Origin of the sequence: Paraburkholderia fungorum (assembly GCF_900099835.1) — a bacterium.
GTDB classification, from domain to species: Bacteria; Pseudomonadota; Gammaproteobacteria; order Burkholderiales; family Burkholderiaceae; genus Paraburkholderia; species Paraburkholderia fungorum_A.
The window spans coordinates 925,762-944,299 of record NZ_FNKP01000002.1; the positions used below are offsets into that span (position 1 = coordinate 925,762).

17 protein-coding genes are annotated in these 18,538 nt (G+C 65.6%); 5 read left to right on the top strand and 12 right to left on the bottom strand.

Translation table 11 applies throughout. The annotated features are described in order from the left end of the window. Positions 1-64: 64 nt before the first annotated feature. From BLS41_RS20200 to yjfF, 3 genes are read left to right on the top strand one after another with little or no spacing between them, the layout of a single operon-like run. On the top strand, positions 65-1,687 hold the full coding sequence (locus BLS41_RS20200) for a sugar ABC transporter ATP-binding protein (RefSeq protein ID WP_074768024.1): 1,623 nt from the start codon (positions 65-67) through the stop codon (positions 1,685-1,687). Then, positions 1,684-2,715 carry an ABC transporter permease gene (locus BLS41_RS20205; RefSeq protein ID WP_074768026.1) on the top strand — a complete coding sequence of 344 codons (1,032 nt, stop codon included), beginning with the start codon at positions 1,684-1,686 and terminating at the stop codon, positions 2,713-2,715. Before BLS41_RS20200 ends, BLS41_RS20205 begins: the two co-directional genes overlap by 4 nt. Next, entirely contained in the window at positions 2,712-3,821 is a 1,110-nt protein-coding gene (gene yjfF, locus BLS41_RS20210) for a galactofuranose ABC transporter, permease protein YjfF (protein WP_074768028.1), read from the top strand. Before BLS41_RS20205 ends, yjfF begins: the two co-directional genes overlap by 4 nt. 221 nt (positions 3,822-4,042) lie before the next feature. On the opposite strand, the gene mdcH is transcribed toward yjfF, so the two are convergent. The 8 genes from mdcH to BLS41_RS20250 are packed head-to-tail and all read right to left on the bottom strand — an operon-like array spanning position 4,043 to position 11,163. Next, positions 4,043-4,978, bottom strand: coding sequence for a malonate decarboxylase subunit epsilon (mdcH, locus tag BLS41_RS20215; protein ID WP_074768030.1), 936 nt, complete (start codon positions 4,976-4,978; stop codon positions 4,043-4,045). Then, positions 4,978-5,688 (bottom strand): malonate decarboxylase holo-ACP synthase, encoded by a 711-nt coding sequence (locus BLS41_RS20220; protein ID WP_074768032.1) that lies wholly within the window; start codon positions 5,686-5,688, stop codon positions 4,978-4,980. Before BLS41_RS20220 ends, mdcH begins: the two co-directional genes overlap by 1 nt. Further along, the gene (gene mdcE, locus BLS41_RS20225) at positions 5,688-6,503 is read right to left on the bottom strand and encodes a biotin-independent malonate decarboxylase subunit gamma (protein ID WP_074768034.1); all 816 of its coding nucleotides are present in this window, start codon (positions 6,501-6,503) and stop codon (positions 5,688-5,690) included. Before mdcE ends, BLS41_RS20220 begins: the two co-directional genes overlap by 1 nt. Next, entirely contained in the window at positions 6,500-7,414 is a 915-nt protein-coding gene (locus BLS41_RS20230; RefSeq protein ID WP_074768036.1) for a biotin-independent malonate decarboxylase subunit beta, read from the bottom strand. Before BLS41_RS20230 ends, mdcE begins: the two co-directional genes overlap by 4 nt. Further along, positions 7,411-7,734 (bottom strand): malonate decarboxylase subunit delta, encoded by a 324-nt coding sequence (locus BLS41_RS20235; RefSeq protein WP_074768038.1) that lies wholly within the window; start codon positions 7,732-7,734, stop codon positions 7,411-7,413. The genes BLS41_RS20230 and BLS41_RS20235 overlap by 4 nt, the downstream gene beginning before the upstream one ends. Beyond that, a complete protein-coding gene (locus BLS41_RS20240) occupies positions 7,722-8,684 on the bottom strand; it encodes a triphosphoribosyl-dephospho-CoA synthase (protein WP_074768040.1) in 963 nt (320 codons plus the stop codon). Before BLS41_RS20240 ends, BLS41_RS20235 begins: the two co-directional genes overlap by 13 nt. Before the next feature lie 2 nt (positions 8,685-8,686). Continuing rightward, a complete protein-coding gene (mdcA, locus tag BLS41_RS20245) occupies positions 8,687-10,357 on the bottom strand; it encodes a malonate decarboxylase subunit alpha (RefSeq protein ID WP_074771069.1) in 1,671 nt (556 codons plus the stop codon). 32 nt (positions 10,358-10,389) lie between these two features. Further along, positions 10,390-11,163, bottom strand: coding sequence for a GntR family transcriptional regulator (locus BLS41_RS20250; RefSeq protein ID WP_074768042.1), 774 nt, complete (start codon positions 11,161-11,163; stop codon positions 10,390-10,392). Between the two features lie 181 nt (positions 11,164-11,344). On the opposite strand from BLS41_RS20250, the gene BLS41_RS20255 reads away from it, so the two are divergent. Continuing rightward, a complete protein-coding gene (locus BLS41_RS20255; protein WP_074768044.1) occupies positions 11,345-12,643 on the top strand; it encodes an MFS transporter in 1,299 nt (432 codons plus the stop codon). A 75-nt stretch (positions 12,644-12,718) separates the two neighbouring features. On the opposite strand, the gene BLS41_RS20260 is transcribed toward BLS41_RS20255, so the two are convergent. Then, positions 12,719-13,639, bottom strand: coding sequence for a DMT family transporter (locus BLS41_RS20260; RefSeq protein WP_074768046.1), 921 nt, complete (start codon positions 13,637-13,639; stop codon positions 12,719-12,721). Between the two features lie 101 nt (positions 13,640-13,740). On the opposite strand from BLS41_RS20260, the gene BLS41_RS20265 reads away from it, so the two are divergent. Continuing rightward, on the top strand, positions 13,741-14,616 hold the full coding sequence (locus tag BLS41_RS20265) for a LysR family transcriptional regulator (protein ID WP_074768048.1): 876 nt from the start codon (positions 13,741-13,743) through the stop codon (positions 14,614-14,616). Positions 14,617-14,717: 101 nt separating this feature from the next. Here the strand turns inward: BLS41_RS20265 and BLS41_RS20270 are convergent, their stop codons facing one another. The 3 genes from BLS41_RS20270 to BLS41_RS20280 all read right to left on the bottom strand — a co-directional run bounded on the left by BLS41_RS20270 (position 14,718) and on the right by BLS41_RS20280 (position 18,535). Further along, positions 14,718-15,776, bottom strand: coding sequence for an ABC transporter ATP-binding protein (locus BLS41_RS20270; protein ID WP_074768050.1), 1,059 nt, complete (start codon positions 15,774-15,776; stop codon positions 14,718-14,720). Positions 15,777-15,898: 122 nt separating this feature from the next. Beyond that, entirely contained in the window at positions 15,899-17,503 is a 1,605-nt protein-coding gene (locus tag BLS41_RS20275) for an ABC transporter permease (RefSeq protein ID WP_074768052.1), read from the bottom strand. Further along, on the bottom strand, positions 17,504-18,535 hold the full coding sequence (locus BLS41_RS20280) for an iron ABC transporter substrate-binding protein (RefSeq protein WP_074768054.1): 1,032 nt from the start codon (positions 18,533-18,535) through the stop codon (positions 17,504-17,506). Positions 18,536-18,538 lie beyond the last annotated feature (3 nt).

Here is an 18,538-nt window from a genome sequence, read left to right on the forward strand (position 1 = left end):
GAAATATCGCGCAGAGCCGCCGCTGGAGGCCGCAGCCCCACGCATTGCCTATCGAGCGAGGTCTATGACCCATTCCGCCTCCGAACCGAATTCGCCGGATAAAGGCGCTCCGGGCGCCAACGGTACAGCGAGCGCGCCCGAACCTATTCTCGCCACCTCTGGCGTCAGCAAGACATTCCCCGGCGTGAAAGCGCTGCAGGGCGTCGATTTTCGTCTGTTCCCCGGCGAAGTTCACACGCTGATGGGACAAAACGGCGCCGGTAAATCCACCTTGATCAACGTGCTGACCGGCGTGGTCGCACCCGACGCCGGGACGATCCGCCTCGGCGGCGAAGTGGTCGCGTTCGCGTCGCCGCAGGAGGCCGAAGCAGCCGGCGTGCGCACGCTGTATCAGGAAGTGAACCTGTGTCCGAACCTGTCGGTCGCGGAAAATATTTTCGCGGGCCGGCAGCCGAAGCGCTTCGGTGCGATCGACTGGTCCGATATCAAGCGACGCGCGCAGGCTGCGCTGGCGCGTCTCGACGTGTCGCTCGACGTGACCCGTTCGCTCGACGCGTATCCGATCGCCGTGCAGCAGATGGTGGCGATTGCACGAGCGTTATCCGTGGACGCGCGCGTGCTGATTCTCGACGAGCCGACCTCGAGTCTCGACGACAGCGAAGTCGCGCAGCTTTTCAAAATACTTCGGCATCTTAAGCAATCGGGTATTGCGATTCTGTTCGTCACGCACTTTATCGAGCAGACGTATGCGATTTCCGACCGTATCACGGTGATGCGCAACGGCGAGCGCGAGGGCGAATATCTCGCTCGCGATCTGCCGGCCGATTTGCTGGTGTCGAAGATGGTGGGCCACGAACGCATGAGCGCGCGTTTGCGCGAAGCGTCGGAGGAACACCTGGCAGCGCAGGAATCCAGCGAAGATGCGACGCATGCAGCGCCGCATGCCGGATCGAATGCGCAGCCGTTCATGCAGTTACGCGGCGTAGGCCGGCGCGGCACGATGCAACCGATCGATCTAGATGTTCAACCCGGTCAGATTCTCGGCCTCGCCGGTCTGCTCGGCTCGGGTCGCACTGAAACCGCGCGCCTGCTGTTCGGCGCGGATCGCGCGGACAGCGGCACGATTCTCGTCAACGGACGGCAAGTGCGTCTGCGCTCGCCGCGCGACGCAGTGCGTCACGGCATCGGCTATTGCGCGGAAGACCGCAAGAAAGAGGGCATCGTCGCCGAGTTGTCGATCCGCGAAAATATTCTGCTGGCGCTGCAGGCGCGTCGCGGATGGTGGCGCAAGATCAGCCGCCAGCGCGCGCGCGAACTTGCCGATCTGTGGATCGAGCGGCTCGGCATCAAGGCGTCGGACGCGGAGCAGCCGATCGGCCTGCTGTCCGGCGGCAACCAGCAGAAGGCGCTGCTCGCCCGCTGGCTCGCCACCGATCCCAAACTGCTGATCCTCGACGAACCCACACGCGGCATCGACGTCGCCGCGAAGTTCGACATCATGGATCGCCTGCTAGCGCTTTGCGCGAACGGCTTGAGCATCCTGTTCATTTCGTCGGAAATCAGCGAGGTGCTGCGCGTCAGCCATCGCGTGGCGGTGCTGCGCGACCGTCGCAAGATTGCCGAAGTGGCCGGCAAAGCCTCGACTGAAGACAACATCTATCGACTCATCGCGGGGAGCGGCGAATGAAGCTATCGAACTGGTTCGTGCGCGACGGCGTAGAGCGTCCGTTGATCTGGCCATGCGTCACGCTGGTCCTGCTGTGCATCCTGAACCTGTGGGTCAATCCGCATTTCCTGTCGCTGCGGATGCTCGACGGCCATCTGTTCGGCGCACCCATCGACGTGCTGAACCGCGCCGCGCCGCTGGTGCTGGTCGCGACCGGCATGACGCTGGTGATCGCGACACGCGGCATCGACATTTCGGTCGGCGCGGTGGTGGCAATCGCGGGCGCGGCGGCGGCGACGATTCTCACGACGCAGGCCGAGCCGAGCGGTGCGCTGATCGCGCAGGCGCTGGTGGCCGCGCTGATCGTCGGCGTGTTGAGCGGCATGTGGAACGGTTTGCTGGTGTCCTTCGTCGGCATGCAGCCGATTATCGCCACATTGATCCTGATGGTCGCCGGGCGCGGCATCGCGCAATTGCTCACGGCCGGGCAGATCATTCCGATTGGCGCGCCGGGCTATCTGTTCGTCGGCGGCGGCTACTGGCTGGGCGTGCCGTGCTCGGTATGGATCGCCACCGTCGCCGTGCTGGCGACGGCGGCGATCGTCGAGGGCACTGCGCTCGGGCTGTTCATCCGCGCGATCGGCGTGAATCCGGTGGCGACGCGCCTCGTCGGGCTGCGTTCCAAAGCGCTGGTGTTCGCGGTGTACGGTTTCTCGGGATTGACGGCGGCGATGGCCGGCATCCTGATCAGTTCGAACGTGCGCAGCGCCGACGGCAATAACGCCGGCCTGCTGCTCGAACTCGACGCGATTCTCGCGGTGACGCTCGGCGGCACGTCGCTGCTCGGCGGCCGCTTCAGTTTCGCGGGCACGGTGCTGGGCGCGCTGATCATCCAGACGCTGACGTACACCACCTATTCGATCGGCGTGCCGCCCGAAGCGACGCTGGTCGTCAAGGCAGCCGTGGTGCTGGCGGTAAGCGTGATCCAGTCGCCGACTGCGCGCGGGCTGGCGATGTCGGTCTTCACCCATCGCGGGGTGGCACGATGAGACGAATCCTCGATGCGTGGTCGCATATCGTCGATCCGCGTACGCTGCCGATCGCCGTCACGATCCTGCTGTTCTGCGTGCTGTTCGGTTTCGGCTCGGTGATGTACACCGGCTTCTTCTCGTGGCAGGTGTTGCTCGATCTGCTGGTCGACAACGCGTTCCTGCTGATCGTCGCAATCGGCATGACGTTCGTGATCGTCTCGGGCGGGATCGATCTGTCGGTCGGCTCGGTCGTCGCGCTGACGACGATCGTCGAAGCGGTGTTGTCCGAACATTGGCACTGGCCGGTGTGGATCATCATCCCGATCGTGCTGCTGATGGGCACCGTGTTCGGCGCCGTGCAGGGCGCGCTGATCCATTTCTTCCGCCTGCAGGCGTTCATCGTCACGCTCGCGGGGATGTTCTTCGCGCGCGGCCTGTGCTTCCTGATCACGACTCAATCGATCACCATCACCGATCCCACCTTCGCGAAGATTTCCGCGTTCCGGCTGAACATCGGCGTCGGCTCGGTGACGGCGAACGTGTTGATCGCGCTGCTGACGCTGGCGGCGGCGATCTATGTCGCGCATTTCACGCGCTTCGGCCGCAACGTGTACGCGGTCGGCGGCAACCCGCGCTCGGCGCTGCTGATGGGCTTGCCGGTCGCGCGGACGCGGGTCGGCGTGTATGCGCTGAGCGGCTTCTGTTCGGCACTCGGTGGCGCGGTGTTCACGTTCTATGTGCTGTCGGGCTACGGCTTGCAGGGGCAGGGCATGGAACTCGACGCGATCGCCGCGACGGTGATCGGCGGAACCTTGCTGACGGGCGGCGTGGGCTATGTGATCGGCTCGCTGTTCGGCGTCGGCATTCTCGGCACGATCCAGACGCTGATCACGTTCGACGGCACGCTCAGTTCGTGGTGGACGCGTATCGTGATCGGCGCGTTGCTGTGCGCGTTCTGTCTGCTGCAGCGGCTGATCGAGCGGCATGCGAAGTCGGCGCGCCGGCCGGGCGGGACCGGCGCGGTGGCGACGGCGGGACGCGACCGTGCGCATGGCGACACGTCGGCGACGGCGTCGACTGCGTCGAATGGACAGGTGTTGGGGCGGGCGCCGGAGCAGGCTTGAACGGGTGGTGACGCTGTTTTCGGGCTGAAGCTTCCGGTCCGGCTAATTGCTGTGCGAAGGCGAGGTGTCCGCGAAATGAGGAAGGAGCGACTGCGCTCCGATGGCAGTGCAGTCGCGATATTTCAGCTCACTCAGCGTTGACACTGAGCGTTGTCAGTCAGCGTTTGCAACGCAAGCTTTGCAAACGCGTCTCCAGGAAAGCGGGCGAATCCCGATTCGCGCTAACCGTTTTCCAACCGCCGACGCGCCGTTGTGACCAGTCTGTCGAACTCGTTGAACGTGCTCGCGGCGAGCGCCGTGGTCTGCGGAAAATACTCGCGTGCGATGTCGGTCAGCACCTGGCCCGGCGGTGCTTCGATCAGCACGCGCGCGCCCATTTCCTGCATGACGGTGAGCGCGTCGAACCAGCGGACCGTGTAGCGCATATTGGTCGCGAGATCGTCGCGGATCGCGGCCGCCGTGTACAAAGGACGGCCGCCGCGATTGCCGACATAGGTGCTTTGCGGCGTCTGAAAGGGCACGTCGTGCGCGTAGGCGATCAGTTCGTCGGTGGCTTGCGCGAGCAATTCGCAATGCGACGGCACGCTCACGGCGAGGCGCGTCGCCTTGCGCGCGCCAGCCGCCAGCGCACGTTCGATAAACGCATCGAGCGCGGCATTCGCGCCCGCCATCACAATCTGGCGCGGCGCATTCACGTTGCCGATATAAACCCGCTGCGCCGTTTCATCCGCATGCTGAGCGGCGAGTGTTTCCAGTTGATGCTCGGTCAAACCGGACACCGCCGCGAGACCATAGCCTGACGGATAGGCGGTTTCCATCAGCTCGGCGCGTCGGCGAACCATCTTCAACGCGGCGTCGAACGGCACTGCGCCGCAACTTACCGCCGCCGGATAGGCACCCACGGACAATCCCGCGCTGGTCTCCGGCGCAAGCCCTTCAGCGGCCAGCGCGCGCGCGATGGCGACGCCCGCAATCGTCAGGCCGGTTTGTACGGCGACGGTCGAGCGCAGTGCGTCGGATGTGTCGAGCGTCAGCACGTCGACGTCGAGTACCTGCGACGCTTCATCAAGCGTGTCGCGCACGGCCTGGTGGGTCGGCAGGTTATGCAGAAAGCCGTTGGTCTGCGCGCCTTGACCGGGAAAAAGCAGCGCGAGCATCAGATGTCGACGCCTTCAGCGATTGCCCAGGGATCGGCAATCAACTGCGGACCGCGCGCATGGCGAGCCATCACGCGGGATTTGCGCGCGGCCCATTCGACCAGCGCGACGCCCCCGGCGGGCGTTTCCAGTTGTGCGTCGAGACGAATGCCCGTTTGCACAGCGAGCGCTTGCAGTTGTTCGAGCAACTCACCGGCAACCTCTCGCGAAAGCGGCTCGGGCGTACGGATCAGCAGATCGAGATCGCTTGTTTCGGTGACGGCGGGCATCTGCGTGGCGAGTTCAAAACCCGTGCTGCCCGTCGGACCCCAAGCGAATCGGCTCAACGGCGAGTTCGCTTCGCTTTGCTGCGCAACGAGCCGGGCCATCGCGACGAAAGGCGGCAACGTATCGCGTCCGGCGAGCGGCTTCGAGCGGATCAGCGACTCGGGTGAGACCGTGGCCATCACCTCATCGGCTCGCGCCCACGCTCCATAGCGCTGCGCGCGTTCAGCACCGCGCAGGCCGATCGCGATCACACCGTCAGCGGCCAGCGCACGTCGGACGACCGCATACGGCGCGCGCCCGAAAGCATCGCGGACCCAGGCCGGTTCGTCATCGAATGTCTGGAGATTGCGCAAACGCAGCAAGTCATGCGGACGCCACCGCGCGTCGCACGACAACGACGATGGATCGGCCGCGACAAAAGGCGGTGCCGCGCAGACCCGCATCACACGGCATCCCATTGCTCGGCGAGACGGCGGCGCACCTCGATCGATGCCGCGCGGTTCTTCTGCGCCGCCGCCGATTCCAGCCGATGCGACAACGTCCGTCCACCGTCGCGCGCGCTACGAATCTGCGCGGACAGCACGTCGCGCACGTGTTCGATTTGCGACGCGTCGGGCGCATCGGCGTCCACGCCGGTGATCAGTTCGTCGAGCAGGCCGAGTTTCGCGAACGACGCCATCGAATACGACATCGGCACAATGGTTTCGCCGAGCGCATCGAGCGCTTCGACCGTGCGGCGCGTGACGCGTGCGGCCGCTTCCTTGCCCATCGCGTGAACCATCGTGCCGGGCGCGTCGAGCGCGACGATCCGGTTGGCCTGATAGCCGTGCGCGAGGAACGCGCCCGACATGGCCGGTCCGACGATCAGCGCAACGACCGGATGACCGGCGTCGCGTGCGCTCGCATAGGCGTCGACGGCCGCCGCGCAGGCGAGATGAATGCCGAGCATTTCCTCGCGATAGCCGTAAGCCTGGCTTTTCACGTCGACGATCGCGACGATCGGGCGACGCGTGCTGCTCGCCGCGTCTGCTGCGATCACTTCGCGGACCGCCTTCGCCAGCAGCCAGCCCTGTTCGAGACCGACGACGTTGTCGACCGCGCGCGGAAAGCGGTTAGCCGGATCGGGCACGACGGTGATGAAGCGCGCGGTTTCGCCGCCGAGCGATGCATCGCCGCTCAACACGGGCGCGCGGCCGGCCGGTTCGCCGGCCAGCGCGCGGAACCAGCGGGCGCCACGGGTGAGTGAGGTATCGCTCATGACTGCTCCTTGTGGGTGGCACCTGACGTGGATGCGGACGGGTTGTACACCTCGCGCATGCTTTCCGCCGTGACGCTGGCCGGGTCGATCTGCGCGAGCCGGTTCAGAAACGTCTCCACCTGCTCGCTACGATGCGCGACCGGCACGCCTTGCGCGAAAGCGGCGCTCACCGCAAGCCGAACCGCGTCGGCGTCGTCGTCGACCAGTTGATCGGCGAGCGCCGTTGCCGCGCGCTGTTCTCCGCCGATCAGTTGCCACACGCGTCGCCGGTCGCTCGAATCGAGTTCGTCGATGCCGGCTTCCTGTTCGATTACTTCCGGGCCGTTCATGCCGAGTCGCCCCTGTTTCGTCACGACCAGATACGAGCACAGCGCAGCCGCGAGCGACATGCCGCCGAAGCAGCCGACCATCCCCGCAATCACGCCGACCACCGGCACATGGCGGCGCAGCGCGACGATCGCCGCCTGCATTTCGGCGATCACGGCGAGGCCGAGGTTGGCTTCCTGTAGCCGCACGCCACCGGTTTCGAACAGCACGACCGGCCGCACGATCTTGCCGCGCTCGCAGTCGCGCAGCGCCATTTCCAGTGCGGCGGCGATCTTGCTGCCCGATACCTCGCCGATGCTGCCGCCCTGGAACGCCGATTCGATCGCGGCGATCACGGCGGGCTCGCCGTCGATCGTGCCGCGCGCGATCACGCAGCCGTCGTCGGCCTGGCAGACGACGCCTTGCAGCGGCAGCCACGGCGACTCGATCCTGTCGAACGGACCAAGCAGTTCGCGGAAGCTGCCCGCGTCGAGCAGCGAGCGGGCGCGTTCACGCGCGGGCAGTTCGATGAAACTGTCGCGCAGCAGCGGCGCGCTATGGGCGCCGGTGGAGGGGCTGGCTGAGGGGCTCGGAAGCGTGCTCATACGGCGTCTCCCTCTTCAGCGGCTTCGACGGCTTCGGCGAGGCGCAGCGCGACCACGCCGGGCGTCGCGCCGAAATCGTTGATTTCGATTTGCGCGGCGCCGTCGTAGCGGGTGAAAAAGCGGTCGAGCACGCTTTTCCAGATGTGGCTATATCCGTCGACGCTGGTGCGCACGACCACATGCGCGCTCAGCGAGCCAGCGGGAGCGGCGGACGCGGCGGGAGCGAGCAGCACTTCCAGATCGCCCGAGCCGACCACGCCGACATGCGCGCGGGTCGTGACGGCGCGTTGCGCCGGGTAGTCGAAGGTCAGATGTTCCATGAGTCCTGGCTCCGGCCGGCGTCGCGATGCGCCAGCATGTCGAGAAAGAGGGTGGCGGCGAGCAGATCGGCTGCGCCGCCCGGCGATGCGTTGAGCGACAGCAACTCGCGTTCGAGCGCGGCGAGCGCGTCGCGTCCGGCGGATGTCGAATAACCGCCTGCCTGCAGCACGCGTTGTGCGCCTTTCTGGCCCGCGTGCAAACCGGGCAAGCCCGCGCGATGCAGCAGGCAGGTGTCGTCGAGTGAAGCCATGATGGCGAGCAGCGTATCGACACGCGCCGCGTTTTCGTCGAGACCACGCGCGCGCGCCGCATGCAGAAACGGCAAACCTATGTCGATGACGTGCGGAAAGCCGTCCTGCGCTTCCTGACGCGCACCGCCGACCTGGTAACGCTGACGCGCGAGTTCGCCGTGACTGTCGGTGGACGGCGCGGCGAAACGGTCAGGGAAACAAGCGATTTGCGCGGCGAGCGTGCAGATGTGCGCCGCGTTCGATTGCGCTGACGCGATGCGTTGCCGAGGCATGGCAGCGCCCGCGACCAGCAAGCCGACGATCCAGATCGCACCGCGATGCGCGTTGCTGCCGCTGGTGGCGTTCAGCATGTCCTGCTCACCCTGGCGGCCGATCTGTGCAAGTTCGGTACGCAGCAACGCCGACGGCTCGCCGCGTCGGCGCGCAGAACGTGCGAGCGCCGCGAACGTGGGTTCGAGCGCATGTGCGGAGCGCAGCATCGTTGAGAGATCGAGGTCGCGATGTGCGCCGCTGCCGCGCCGGTCGACCAGCGCGGGTTTGGGCGTGAGTTGGGCTTCGTCGATCAGCGCGGCGATCGCGTAGCGGGCGAGCCGGGCGTCGGAGAAAGGGGCGTGCCAAGGCGCTCCGCTGGCTTCGACGCATGCCGTCGACACCAGCGAGTTCTCCGCGCGCTTCAACACAGCAGCAGCGGGCGCCATTGTTACCAGCTCCTGAAGCGTGCCGGCGGCGCGTACAAACCGCCTGACCACGTGACCAGATCGTCGATGCTGCGCGCAGCCAGCAGCGACCGCTTCGCTTCACCGCGCCGGATACCGAGGTCTTCGGGGTATGCGACGATGCCGCGCCGACGCAACTCCGCTGTTTTCTCCGGCTTCGCGCGCAAGCCGATCGGCGTCACGCCGGCCACGGCGGCGATGGCCGCGCGTCGCTCGTCGATGCCTTCGGCCTTGTGCAGATGCGCGATGCCTTCTTCGGTGACGACATGGCTCACATCGTCGCCGTAGATCATGACCGGCGCGATCGGCATGCCGCTTTTCGCGCCGACCGCGACCGCATCGAGTTCATCGACAAAGGTCGGCTCGCCGCCTTTCTTGTACGTCTCGGCCATCTGCACGACCAGCTTCTGGCCGCGCGATACCGGGCCCTGATCGCGCAGCAGCTTGAGCCACGCTTCGCTCGAATGACGCCGTCCGCGTGGATCGTGACCCATGTTCGGCGCACCGCCGAAACCGGCGAGCCGCCCGCGTGTGACCGTGGATGAATTCGCGTCCGCATCGATCTGCAAGGTCGAGCCGATGAACAGATCGACGCCGTATTGCCCGGCCAGTTGGCACAGCACGCGGTTCGAGCGCAGGCTGCCGTCGTTGCCGGTGAAGAACACGTCGGGCCGCGCCTCGATATACGCCTCCATGCCGACCTCGCTGCCGAAGCAATGGATGCTGTCGACCCAACCGGATTCGATTGCGGGAATCATCGTGGGATGCGGATTCAGCGTCCAGTTGCGGCAGATCTTGCCCTTCAGGCCGAGCGATTCGCCATAAGTAGGCAGCAGCAATTCGATCGCCGCCGTGTCGAAGCCGATGCCGTGATTCAGCGATGTCACGCCATACGGCTCGTAGATGCCGCGAATCACCATCATCGCGGTGAGCACCTGAAGGTCGCCGATATGACGCGGATCGCGCGTGAACAGCGGTTCGACGGCGAACGGCCGGTCGGCCTGCACGACCACGTCGACCCACGAACCGGGGATATCGACGCGCGGCAGTTCGTCGACGATCTCGTTGACCTGCACGATCACGATGCCATGCCGGAACGCGGCGGCTTCGGCGATGGTCGGGGTGTCTTCGGTATTCGGGCCGGTGTACAGATTGCCGTGACGGTCGGCCTTTTCCGCGCACAGCAGCGCGACGTGCGGCGTCAGGTCGACGAACATGCGTGCATATAGTTCGACGTACGTATAGATCGCGCCGATTTCGAGCTGGCCGTCTTCGAGCAATTGCGCGACCCGCAAGCTCTGCGTGCCCGCGAACGAAAAATCGACCTTGTGCGCGATACCGCGCTCGAACAGCGTCAGATGCTCAGGACGCCCAATGCTCGAAATCAGCAGATGCACGTCGTGAATCTTCTGCGGATCGACCTTCGCGAACGAGCGAGACAGGAAGTCGGCCTGCTTCTGGTTGTCACCTTCGAGCGCGACGCGGTCGCCTGGCTGGATCAGCGTTTCGAGTGCATCGACGATGCGGTGTGGCGGCAGCACGCCGTCTTCCAGCCAGGGCGCGATGGCCGCGAGGCGACGATTTTTTTCGTCGCGACGGGTGGTCCATGAGCGGGAAGATGAGGGCGGCGCAGCGGCTTTGGCGGGACGGTTCATCGGCTTATTCGTCGTTGCAGTCATCGGCTCAATCAGCTCCCGGTGGTGTTGCGCGGACGTCGGCCGCGCGGCTTCGGTTGATTCGCAAGCGCGGTTTCAGCTTGCGCGCGTTCGGTCAGGAAACGATGGAGCAGGTCGCCGGTGCCGAGCAGATGCGCGACGACCAGCGATTGTGCGGCAGGAATGTCGCGGCGTTCCACAGCGTCGAGCAGCGCGGCATGTTCATTGTCTGACTCGCCCTTATACGACGGCAAGCCGAACTTGAGCCGCAAGTATCTTTCGCCGCGCCGATGCAGCATGCCGATCATGTCCGCGAGTTGCGGACGCCCGGCCGGTGCATACAGGCTCATATGGAATGCGGCATTGCGCTCGACATATAACGACGGGTTCGCTTCGCGCTCGGCGGCGCGGCACAGCGCGGCGCATTCGCGCAGCGTCGCCGCGCTGTGATTGGGAATGGCAAGGCCAAGGGCGAGGCTTTCGAGCGCGGAACGGATCTCGTAGATTTCGCGCGCTTCGTCCGCCGATAAAGGCGCGACCGTTGCGCCTTTATGCACGGCGGCGCGCGCCCAGCCTTCGCTTTCGAGCTGGCGCAGCGCCTCGCGCACGGGAATCGCGCTGACCGAGAAGTGCCGCGCAATTGCGTCCTGCCGCAGCGGCGCGCCGGGCGCCAGCGTGCCATCGACAATCGCCGCGCGCAACGCCTCCGCGATCACGCGGGACGTGCTCTCGCGCGGCGGCGCAGCCGGCAGAAGCGGGTTGCGTGCCGGGGCGTCCAGGGGAAAACCATCTATTGCGTCGCTCATGATATTAAATATTATATATAAAAAGACGCCAATTAAGTCAGCACAAACCCGCAAAAATTTTCGTCCGGCCGCCTGTTGCGTGGCCTTTCGGCGGTTGTAAGGGAAGGCGCTTTTGATCGTAAGCCGTACGTCGTTCTGTTGTTTCCATTGCGTCAGTCAACTGTAGGGCTGGAGGAGCACGATGAGTTCATTAACCGACCGCTCGACGGTCGCGCGGCGTCGAACGCCGCTCAATCGTTCGCAGATCGTAGGATTTTGGGGGGCGTGGGCCGGCTGGACGCTCGATGGCATGGACTCGTTCATCTATGCGCTGGTCCTCGCACCGGCCTTGACCGAACTACTGCCGCGCTCGGGTTTTGCGGCCACGCCCCAGAACGTCGGGCTGGCCGGGTCGATCCTGTTCGCGCTGTTTCTCGTGGGGTGGGGGCTGTCGTTCATCTGGGGGCCGCTCGCCGACCGGTTCGGACGCACCAAGGTGCTGGCCGGCACCATCTTCACGTTTGCGATTTTCACGGGACTCGCCGCGACCTCGACGAACGTGTGGGAACTCGGCATCTACCGCTTCATTGCGGGGGTGGGGATCGGCGGCGAGTGGGCGCTGGCCGGGACCTATGTGGCCGAAGCGTGGCCGGAGGACCGGCGCAAGATGGGCGCGGGTTATCTGCAGACGGGTTATTACGCGGGCTTCTTTCTCGCGGCGGCGCTCAATTACACGATCGGCGTGCACTTTGGCTGGCGCGCGATGTTCCTGACCGGCGCGATTCCGGTCGTGGTCGCGATCCTGATCCTGCTGCGCGTGAAGGAGCCGGAGAAGTGGCAGAAGGCCGAAGCGCGCACGGTCCAAAGCAAGCCGTTACGTGAGATTCTCGGGCCGATGTACCGGCGCCGCACCTGGGTCGCGTGCATTCTGTTGACGATTGCGATCATCGGCCTGTGGGCCGGCGCGGTGTACGAGCCGACCGCGGTGATTCAACTGGCGACCCGCGCGGGCATGGGCAAGGCCGATGCGATCAGAACGGCGTCGCTGGCAACTGGATTGCTGTCGATCGCGACCATTCTCGGTTGCCTCGCGTTGCCGCCGATCGCCGAGCGCATCGGCAGAAAGAAGACGCTGGCGATTTATTTCGCGGGGATGGCGGTGTCGATCGTCGGCAGTTTCGGCTGGGCGTTCTATCTGCCTAACGGGCTCGGGCCGTTTATCGCGTGGCTGTGCGTGCTGGGATTCTTCGGCGGCAATTTCGCGCTGTTCAGCCTGTGGCTGCCGGAGCAGTTCGAAACCCGGGTTCGCGCGACGGCGTTTGCGTTCTGCACGTCGTTCGGACGGTTTGTCGGCGCGGGCGTGAACTTCCTGCTCGGCGCGGCGGTGCTGCATATGCATACGCTCGGCGTACCGGTCGCGTTGACGGCGATTGCGTTCGTCGTCGGCCTGTTCGTGATTCCGTTCGCGCCGGAAACGAAGGGCGAAGTGTTGCCGCAGTGAAGTCGATTGTTTGAAGGGCGCGGGCGCGGTTGCACACGTTACGACGTGCGCCGCGCCCGCGCTTCAGTCAGCATTTCAATCCGCATGCCGCCGCGTCCGCGTGCCGGAGCGCAGCAAAGACAACAGCGGCCAGCCGAGATTCACCCCCAGACTCGCGACCACGATCAGCGCCATGCCCGCGAGTTGCGGCATCGACAGCGCGCGGCCGTACACCACCGCATCCACGACGATCGCCGTCAGCGGATACACGAACAGCAGCACGGCAATCACCGGCGTGGTGAGCTTGGGCAGCGCGCCGTAGATCAGCACATACGACAGCCCCGTATGTAGCACGCCCATGCCGACCAGCCAGAACCACTGCATCGGGCCGATATGCACGGCGGTTAGCGGTGCGATGAACGGCAGGCACACCACGCCGACCGCGCACTGCACGAGCGCCAGCAGATGCGGCCGCAATTCGCCGAGTCCTTTGGCGATCAGCGTGACGGTTGCGTACAGCAGCGAGCCGAGCAATGCCTCGCCGATCCCGATCAGATAACCCGAATGGCCCTGCCAGTTGTCGGTGGCCGCGACGCCCGACGCGAGCACCAGACCGACGAACGCCGTCGCGATCCAGCCGAGCCGGTCCATCCCCAGACGCTCGTTGAAAAGCGCCGCGCCGATCAGCACGACCCAGAACGGCTGCACATGAAACACGACCGTCGCCACCGCAATACTCGTGCGATGAATCGCGTCGAAGAAACCGACCCACTGCGTGACCATCAGCACGCCGGAGATCAGCGCGAGCACGATGGTGCGTCGCGTGAAATGCGCTCGCGTGAAATAGCCTTTCCACGCGCAATACGCGGCCAGCGACATAAAACCGAACAGGCAGCGGAAGAACACCAGCGTCAGCGCGCCGAGCCGCGCTTCCTCGACGAAAACACCGATCGTGCCCATCAGAAGCCCGCCGCTGGCGAGCGTGATGGCGCCCTGTTGACGTGAGGTGAGGGACATGCGAAACGGCTCCGTGAAGTGATGTGCGGAGTATTGCGCGGCTTGCCGGGTCGCTACAAACGAATTAAATTGAGAAATTCCATAAGCTGGATTGATAAATCATGCACCCCGAATTCGACGTCGATCTATTGCGCACTTTCGTCGCGGTGGTGGAAACGGGCAGCTTCACGAAGGCGGCGACGACCGTTTACCGGTCGCAGGCGGCGGTCAGCATGCAGATCAAGCGGCTCGAAGCCATGCTCGGCACGACGCTTTTCGCGCGCAGCACGCGCAGTCTTTCGCTGACGCGGCCAGGCAATACGCTGCTCGAATACGCCCGGCGCGTGCTGGCGCTGCACGAGGAAGCGTGGTCGGCGATCGTGCGGCCCGAAGTGACCGGACGCGTGGTGCTCGGCGCACCGGACGATTACGTGTCGTCGCTGCTGTCGCCGGTGTTGCGGCGCTTTTCGAATCTGTATCCGCATGTCGAGATCGAGATCGTCTGCGCGCAGAGCACGTCGCTCGCACCGATGCTGGCGGACAACAAGATCGATCTCGCTTTCGTCACGCGCGACCGCAAGCTGCGCGGCGAATTCGTGCGCAGTGAGCCGATGGTGTGGGCGGGGGCGTCGGTGGATACGCCGGTGCTGGCGGTGTCGCCGTTACCGGTCGGGCTGTACGAGCCGGGCTGTGTCGCGCGTCAGCATACGCTGGCGGCACTGGATGGCGCGCGCATCCGCTATCGCGCCGCGTTCAGCAGCGCCAGTCTGATGGGCCTGGTCGCGACCGTCGATGCGGGCTTGTCGGTGGTCGCGCTGACGCGTTGCAGCGTGCCGCCGCGCCTCGCGATTCTCGGCGAAGCGCAGGGCCTGCCGAAAATCGAGCCGCTGGAAATCGTGGTGGCGCGGAGTGCGAAATCGGATCGTCCGACCTGCGATTATCTGGCCGCGCAGATGATGCAGGACCTGTCGTTGCGAGGGGCGAAGGGCGTGGGTTAGCAGAAAGAGCAGGGCGGTGCAGATGGCTCACCGGTCAGCCGCCTCGCGCGTGCTGAGCGCCGCGAATTCCGGACTCTGATCGGCGACCTTCGCTCCGCGTTTTATCCGCGTGGATAGGCGGTCACGTTGCCGTCCACCGCAAGCCGCACCTGCTCGCCGGGCCTCGGGCACAGATACCCCGGCACGCGTGCGCGCACCATCGTCCGCGCGGCGGATTGCAGTTGCAGCACGACGCCTGCGTCCTGCCCCTGGAAGGTGACGCCGGTGACCACGGCGTCGTAGGCGGCCGTGCCGTTCATCGATGCTTCGCCGTCGCGCAGTACGCGAATCTGCTCAGGTCGCAGCATCACGTCGACCGCGCCGTCGTTCATCGGCGCGGCCAGCGGCAACTCGCCGAGTTCGCAGCGCGCGCGATCCTGCACGACCACGCCTGGCAACAGCACCGCCTCGCCGACAAACGATGCCAGCTCCGGCGTTACCGGCCGCTGGTACAGCGTCTCGGGCGTCGCGGTCTGGATCAGCCGGCCGTTCCACAGCACGGCGACTTCATGTCCGAGCGACAGCGCCTCGGATTGATCGTGTGTGACCAGCACCGCCGTCGCGCCCGTTGCGGCCAATGCGCTCGCTACCGCCTGGCGGGTTTCGAGCCGCAATGCGGCGTCGAGCGAGGAAAAGGGCTCGTCGAGCATCACGAGGGTCGGCGACGGCGCCAGCGCGCGCGCCAACGCCACACGCTGCTGCTGTCCGCCCGACAACTGCTGCGGCGCGCGCTCGCCGAAGTTAGCGGGCAGGCCGACCAGTTCGAGCAATTCCGCGACCCGATGCCGTGCGCGCCGTTGCGAACGCGGCAGGCCGAACACGATATTGTCCGCGACCGACAGATGCGGAAACAGCGCGCCTTCCTGTGGCACATAACCGATGCGGCGCTGCTCGGACGGCACGTGCAGGTTGTCGCCCGCCACGCGCTGGCCGTCGATCTCGACGCTGCCGCTATCCGCGCGTTCGAAGCCGCACAGCAGACGCAGCAACGTGGTCTTGCCGCTGCCCGACGGACCGAGCAGCGCGAGCAGCGTGCCGCGTTCGACGGACAGATCGATACCGTGCAGCACGGGCACACCGTCGAACGATTTTTGCAGTCCGCGGATACGAAGTTCGCTCATGAATTTCCGATGATTAAAGCGCGTGATGGACGGGGGCGGGCGGGTGGGTCGCGATGGTTGCGCAGAGGCAGTGCGTGAAGGCGGCTCGCACCGGCCTCGTTGGAGTCATTGGATAGGCTTCGTCATCCGCGTTCACCGAGCAAGGCCGAGCGTCCCAGCAACGCAAACAGCAGCCCCGACGCGAACAGCGAAATGCCGGTCAACAACGCTGCGTAGGGCGCGGCGGCAGCGAACGCCATCGTGGATGTATCGGCCCATACCTGAGTCGCGAGCGTCTGCGTATCGAGTGGCGACAGCAGCAGTGTCGCATTCAGTTCGGTGACCACCGAGATGAACACCATCGCCGCCGCAGCGCCGAGTCCGGGACCGGCGAGCGGCAGCATCACGCGAAACAGGGTTTGCGACCAGCTGAGACCGAGCGCGCGCGCGGTTTCCTCGAGTCGCGGCTGAGCCTGCATGAAAGCGGCGCGCACGCTGACCAGCGCAAGCGGCATGAACAGCATCGCGTACGCGACCACCAGCAGCGTCGCGCTCTGATACAACGGCTGCAGCGCATGCACCGCGAGCGACACGATAGCCAGTGCGATCACCAGCCCCGGCACGCCCTGCGCGAGAAACACGGTGCGCTCGAACAGCGTCGCGAAACGCGTCGGATAGCGCACCAGAAGGAACGCGAGCGGCACCACCAGCAGCGTGGTCAGCAGCGCGGCCGCAAGACCGAAGCCGAGCGACGACAGAGTGGCGTTTAACAGCAGTTCGGGCGACACATCGGCGGGCGTGACCGCGGCCGCGCCCGGCTGGGTGAGCCAGTAACCGATCATGCCGAGCGGCACGCCTAGCGTGGTGAGGGTGAGCAGCGCAAAACCGGCGACCACGACCCAGCGCCACGCGCCGAGTTCGTAGCGAAGTACCGCGCGCCGCGTGCCGCGATCGACGCGTTCATAGCGCGCCGCACCGCGTACCCGAAACTCGAACGCAAGCACGATCAGACAGATCACGATCAGCAGGCACGCGAGCAGCGAAGCGCCGCCGCCGTCGAAACTGGTGCGGAATTCCGCGTAAATCTGCGTGGTGAAGGTGCGAAAACGCAGCAGCGTGAAGGCGCCGAATTCGGACAGCACGCCGAGCGCCACCAGCAGCATTCCGCCGAGCAGCGCGGGGCGCAATTGCGGCAGCACCACGCGAACGAAACTGGTCCAGCGGTTGCAGCCGAGCGCGCGCGCACTTTCTTCGAGCGCCGGGTCCATGCCGCGCAAAGCGGCGGCCACCGGCAGATAAACGAGCGGGAAATACGCGCAACTCAGCACCAGCAACGCGCCGTTGAAATCCTGCAGATCCTCGCTGAGCGACACCCACGCATAGCTCGAAATAAACGCGGGCATCGCGAGCGGGGCGGCGCTGAGCACGGCCCACGCGCGGCGTCCCGGCAAATGCGTACGTTCGACGAACCACGCGGCGGCCGTCCCGACCACCGCGCAAACCAGCGTGGTGGCGACTGTAATCAGCACCGTATTGACTAGCAACTCGCCGACCAGCGGCCGGACAATCAGATCGACCGCCTCGCCGACGCCGAAGCTCGCCGCGCGCCAGAACGTAAACGCAATCGGCAGCAACACCAGCAAAGCGCTGAGTGCTGCTGCCGCGAACAGACCGCGCGGCGCGCGCAAACGGGTGCGCGCCGGGACGGCTGGAGCAGCCGCCGGAGCGGCTGACAGGGCTTCGCTCATTTACAGCAGACCGGCCTGGCGCAGCAGCTTGCCGGCCTGGCTGTCGTCACCGAGTTGCTCGATCGTCAGCGACGGCGGGCTCAGGTCGGCCAGCGGCTTGAGGATCGGGTCCGGCGCGACGCCCGCGTGCAGCGGATATTCGAACATCACGTGGCTGTTCGCCATCAACTGTTGCGCGCGATCGCTGACGAGATAGGCGAGGAATTTCTGCCCGCCTGCCGGGTTATGCGCGGACTTCAGCACCGCTGCGCCCGACACGTTCACGAGTGCGCCGGCGTCGCCGTTGCCGAAGTGATAGATCGCGCTACGGGTTTTGCCGTCGCCGATTTCGGCATGCAGACGCGCCCAGTAGTAGTTGTTGATCAGGCCCGTCGCGACGCCGCCGCGATTCACTGCGGCCACTACGCCTTCGTCGTCGTCGAAAATCTGCGCGTTGGCTTTCAGGCCCTTGAGCCATTGCACGGTTTGCGCTTCGCCTTTCAGCGCGAGCACGGCTGAGACGAGCGGCAGGAAATCGCCATCGCTCGGTGCAATGCCGATCTTGCCTTTCCACTCCGGCTTCGCGAGATCGAACAGCGATTGCGGCAGTTGCGACGGCTGCAGCTTCGTCGTGTTGTACGCGAGCACGTTTTCACGTGCGGTCACCGCGACCCATGCACCGCTCGGCGAACTGAAACGCGTCGGCACCGTGGCGAGCGTTGCGCTATCCACCTTGTTCAGCAGCCCCTTTTCTTCGAGCAGCATCAACTCCGGCGAGTTTTCCGTGAAGTACACATCGGCGGGTGTCGCCGGGCCTTCCGCGACGATCTGCGCGGCCATCGCCGGGCCTTCGCCGTTGCGGATCTTCACCGAAATGCCCGACTGCTTTTCGAAGTCTTTCGCGAGCAGATTCACGACCTGCTCGTGCTGCGCGTTGTACAGCGTGATCGAGTCGGCGTGAGCCGCCGACGGCATCGTCGCGAGAGCGGTCAGCGAGAGCGCGGCCGCGCTGCTCAGAGTACGCAGGCGGCTGCCAAACCAGGAATAAGCCATGTT

Coding starts and splice junctions, on each gene's coding strand:
- BLS41_RS20200 (WP_074768024.1), top strand. CDS start 65: ATGACCCATTCCGCCTCCGAACCGAATTCGCCGGATAAAGGCGCTCCG.
- BLS41_RS20265 (WP_074768048.1), top strand. CDS start 13,741: ATGCACCCCGAATTCGACGTCGATCTATTGCGCACTTTCGTCGCGGTG.
- BLS41_RS20280 (WP_074768054.1), bottom strand. CDS start 18,535: ATGGCTTATTCCTGGTTTGGCAGCCGCCTGCGTACTCTGAGCAGCGCG.
- mdcE (WP_074768034.1), bottom strand. CDS start 6,503: ATGAGCGATACCTCACTCACCCGTGGCGCCCGCTGGTTCCGCGCGCTG.
- BLS41_RS20205 (WP_074768026.1), top strand. CDS start 1,684: ATGAAGCTATCGAACTGGTTCGTGCGCGACGGCGTAGAGCGTCCGTTG.
- mdcH (WP_074768030.1), bottom strand. CDS start 4,978: ATGCTCGCGCTGCTTTTTCCCGGTCAAGGCGCGCAGACCAACGGCTTT.
- BLS41_RS20230 (WP_074768036.1), bottom strand. CDS start 7,414: ATGAGCACGCTTCCGAGCCCCTCAGCCAGCCCCTCCACCGGCGCCCAT.
- BLS41_RS20250 (WP_074768042.1), bottom strand. CDS start 11,163: ATGAGCGACGCAATAGATGGTTTTCCCCTGGACGCCCCGGCACGCAAC.
- BLS41_RS20275 (WP_074768052.1), bottom strand. CDS start 17,503: ATGAGCGAAGCCCTGTCAGCCGCTCCGGCGGCTGCTCCAGCCGTCCCG.
- BLS41_RS20255 (WP_074768044.1), top strand. CDS start 11,345: ATGAGTTCATTAACCGACCGCTCGACGGTCGCGCGGCGTCGAACGCCG.
- BLS41_RS20220 (WP_074768032.1), bottom strand. CDS start 5,688: ATGCGGGTCTGCGCGGCACCGCCTTTTGTCGCGGCCGATCCATCGTCG.
- mdcA (WP_074771069.1), bottom strand. CDS start 10,357: ATGAACCGTCCCGCCAAAGCCGCTGCGCCGCCCTCATCTTCCCGCTCA.
- yjfF (WP_074768028.1), top strand. CDS start 2,712: ATGAGACGAATCCTCGATGCGTGGTCGCATATCGTCGATCCGCGTACG.
- BLS41_RS20240 (WP_074768040.1), bottom strand. CDS start 8,684: ATGGCGCCCGCTGCTGCTGTGTTGAAGCGCGCGGAGAACTCGCTGGTG.
- BLS41_RS20260 (WP_074768046.1), bottom strand. CDS start 13,639: ATGTCCCTCACCTCACGTCAACAGGGCGCCATCACGCTCGCCAGCGGC.
- BLS41_RS20235 (WP_074768038.1), bottom strand. CDS start 7,734: ATGGAACATCTGACCTTCGACTACCCGGCGCAACGCGCCGTCACGACC.
- BLS41_RS20270 (WP_074768050.1), bottom strand. CDS start 15,776: ATGAGCGAACTTCGTATCCGCGGACTGCAAAAATCGTTCGACGGTGTG.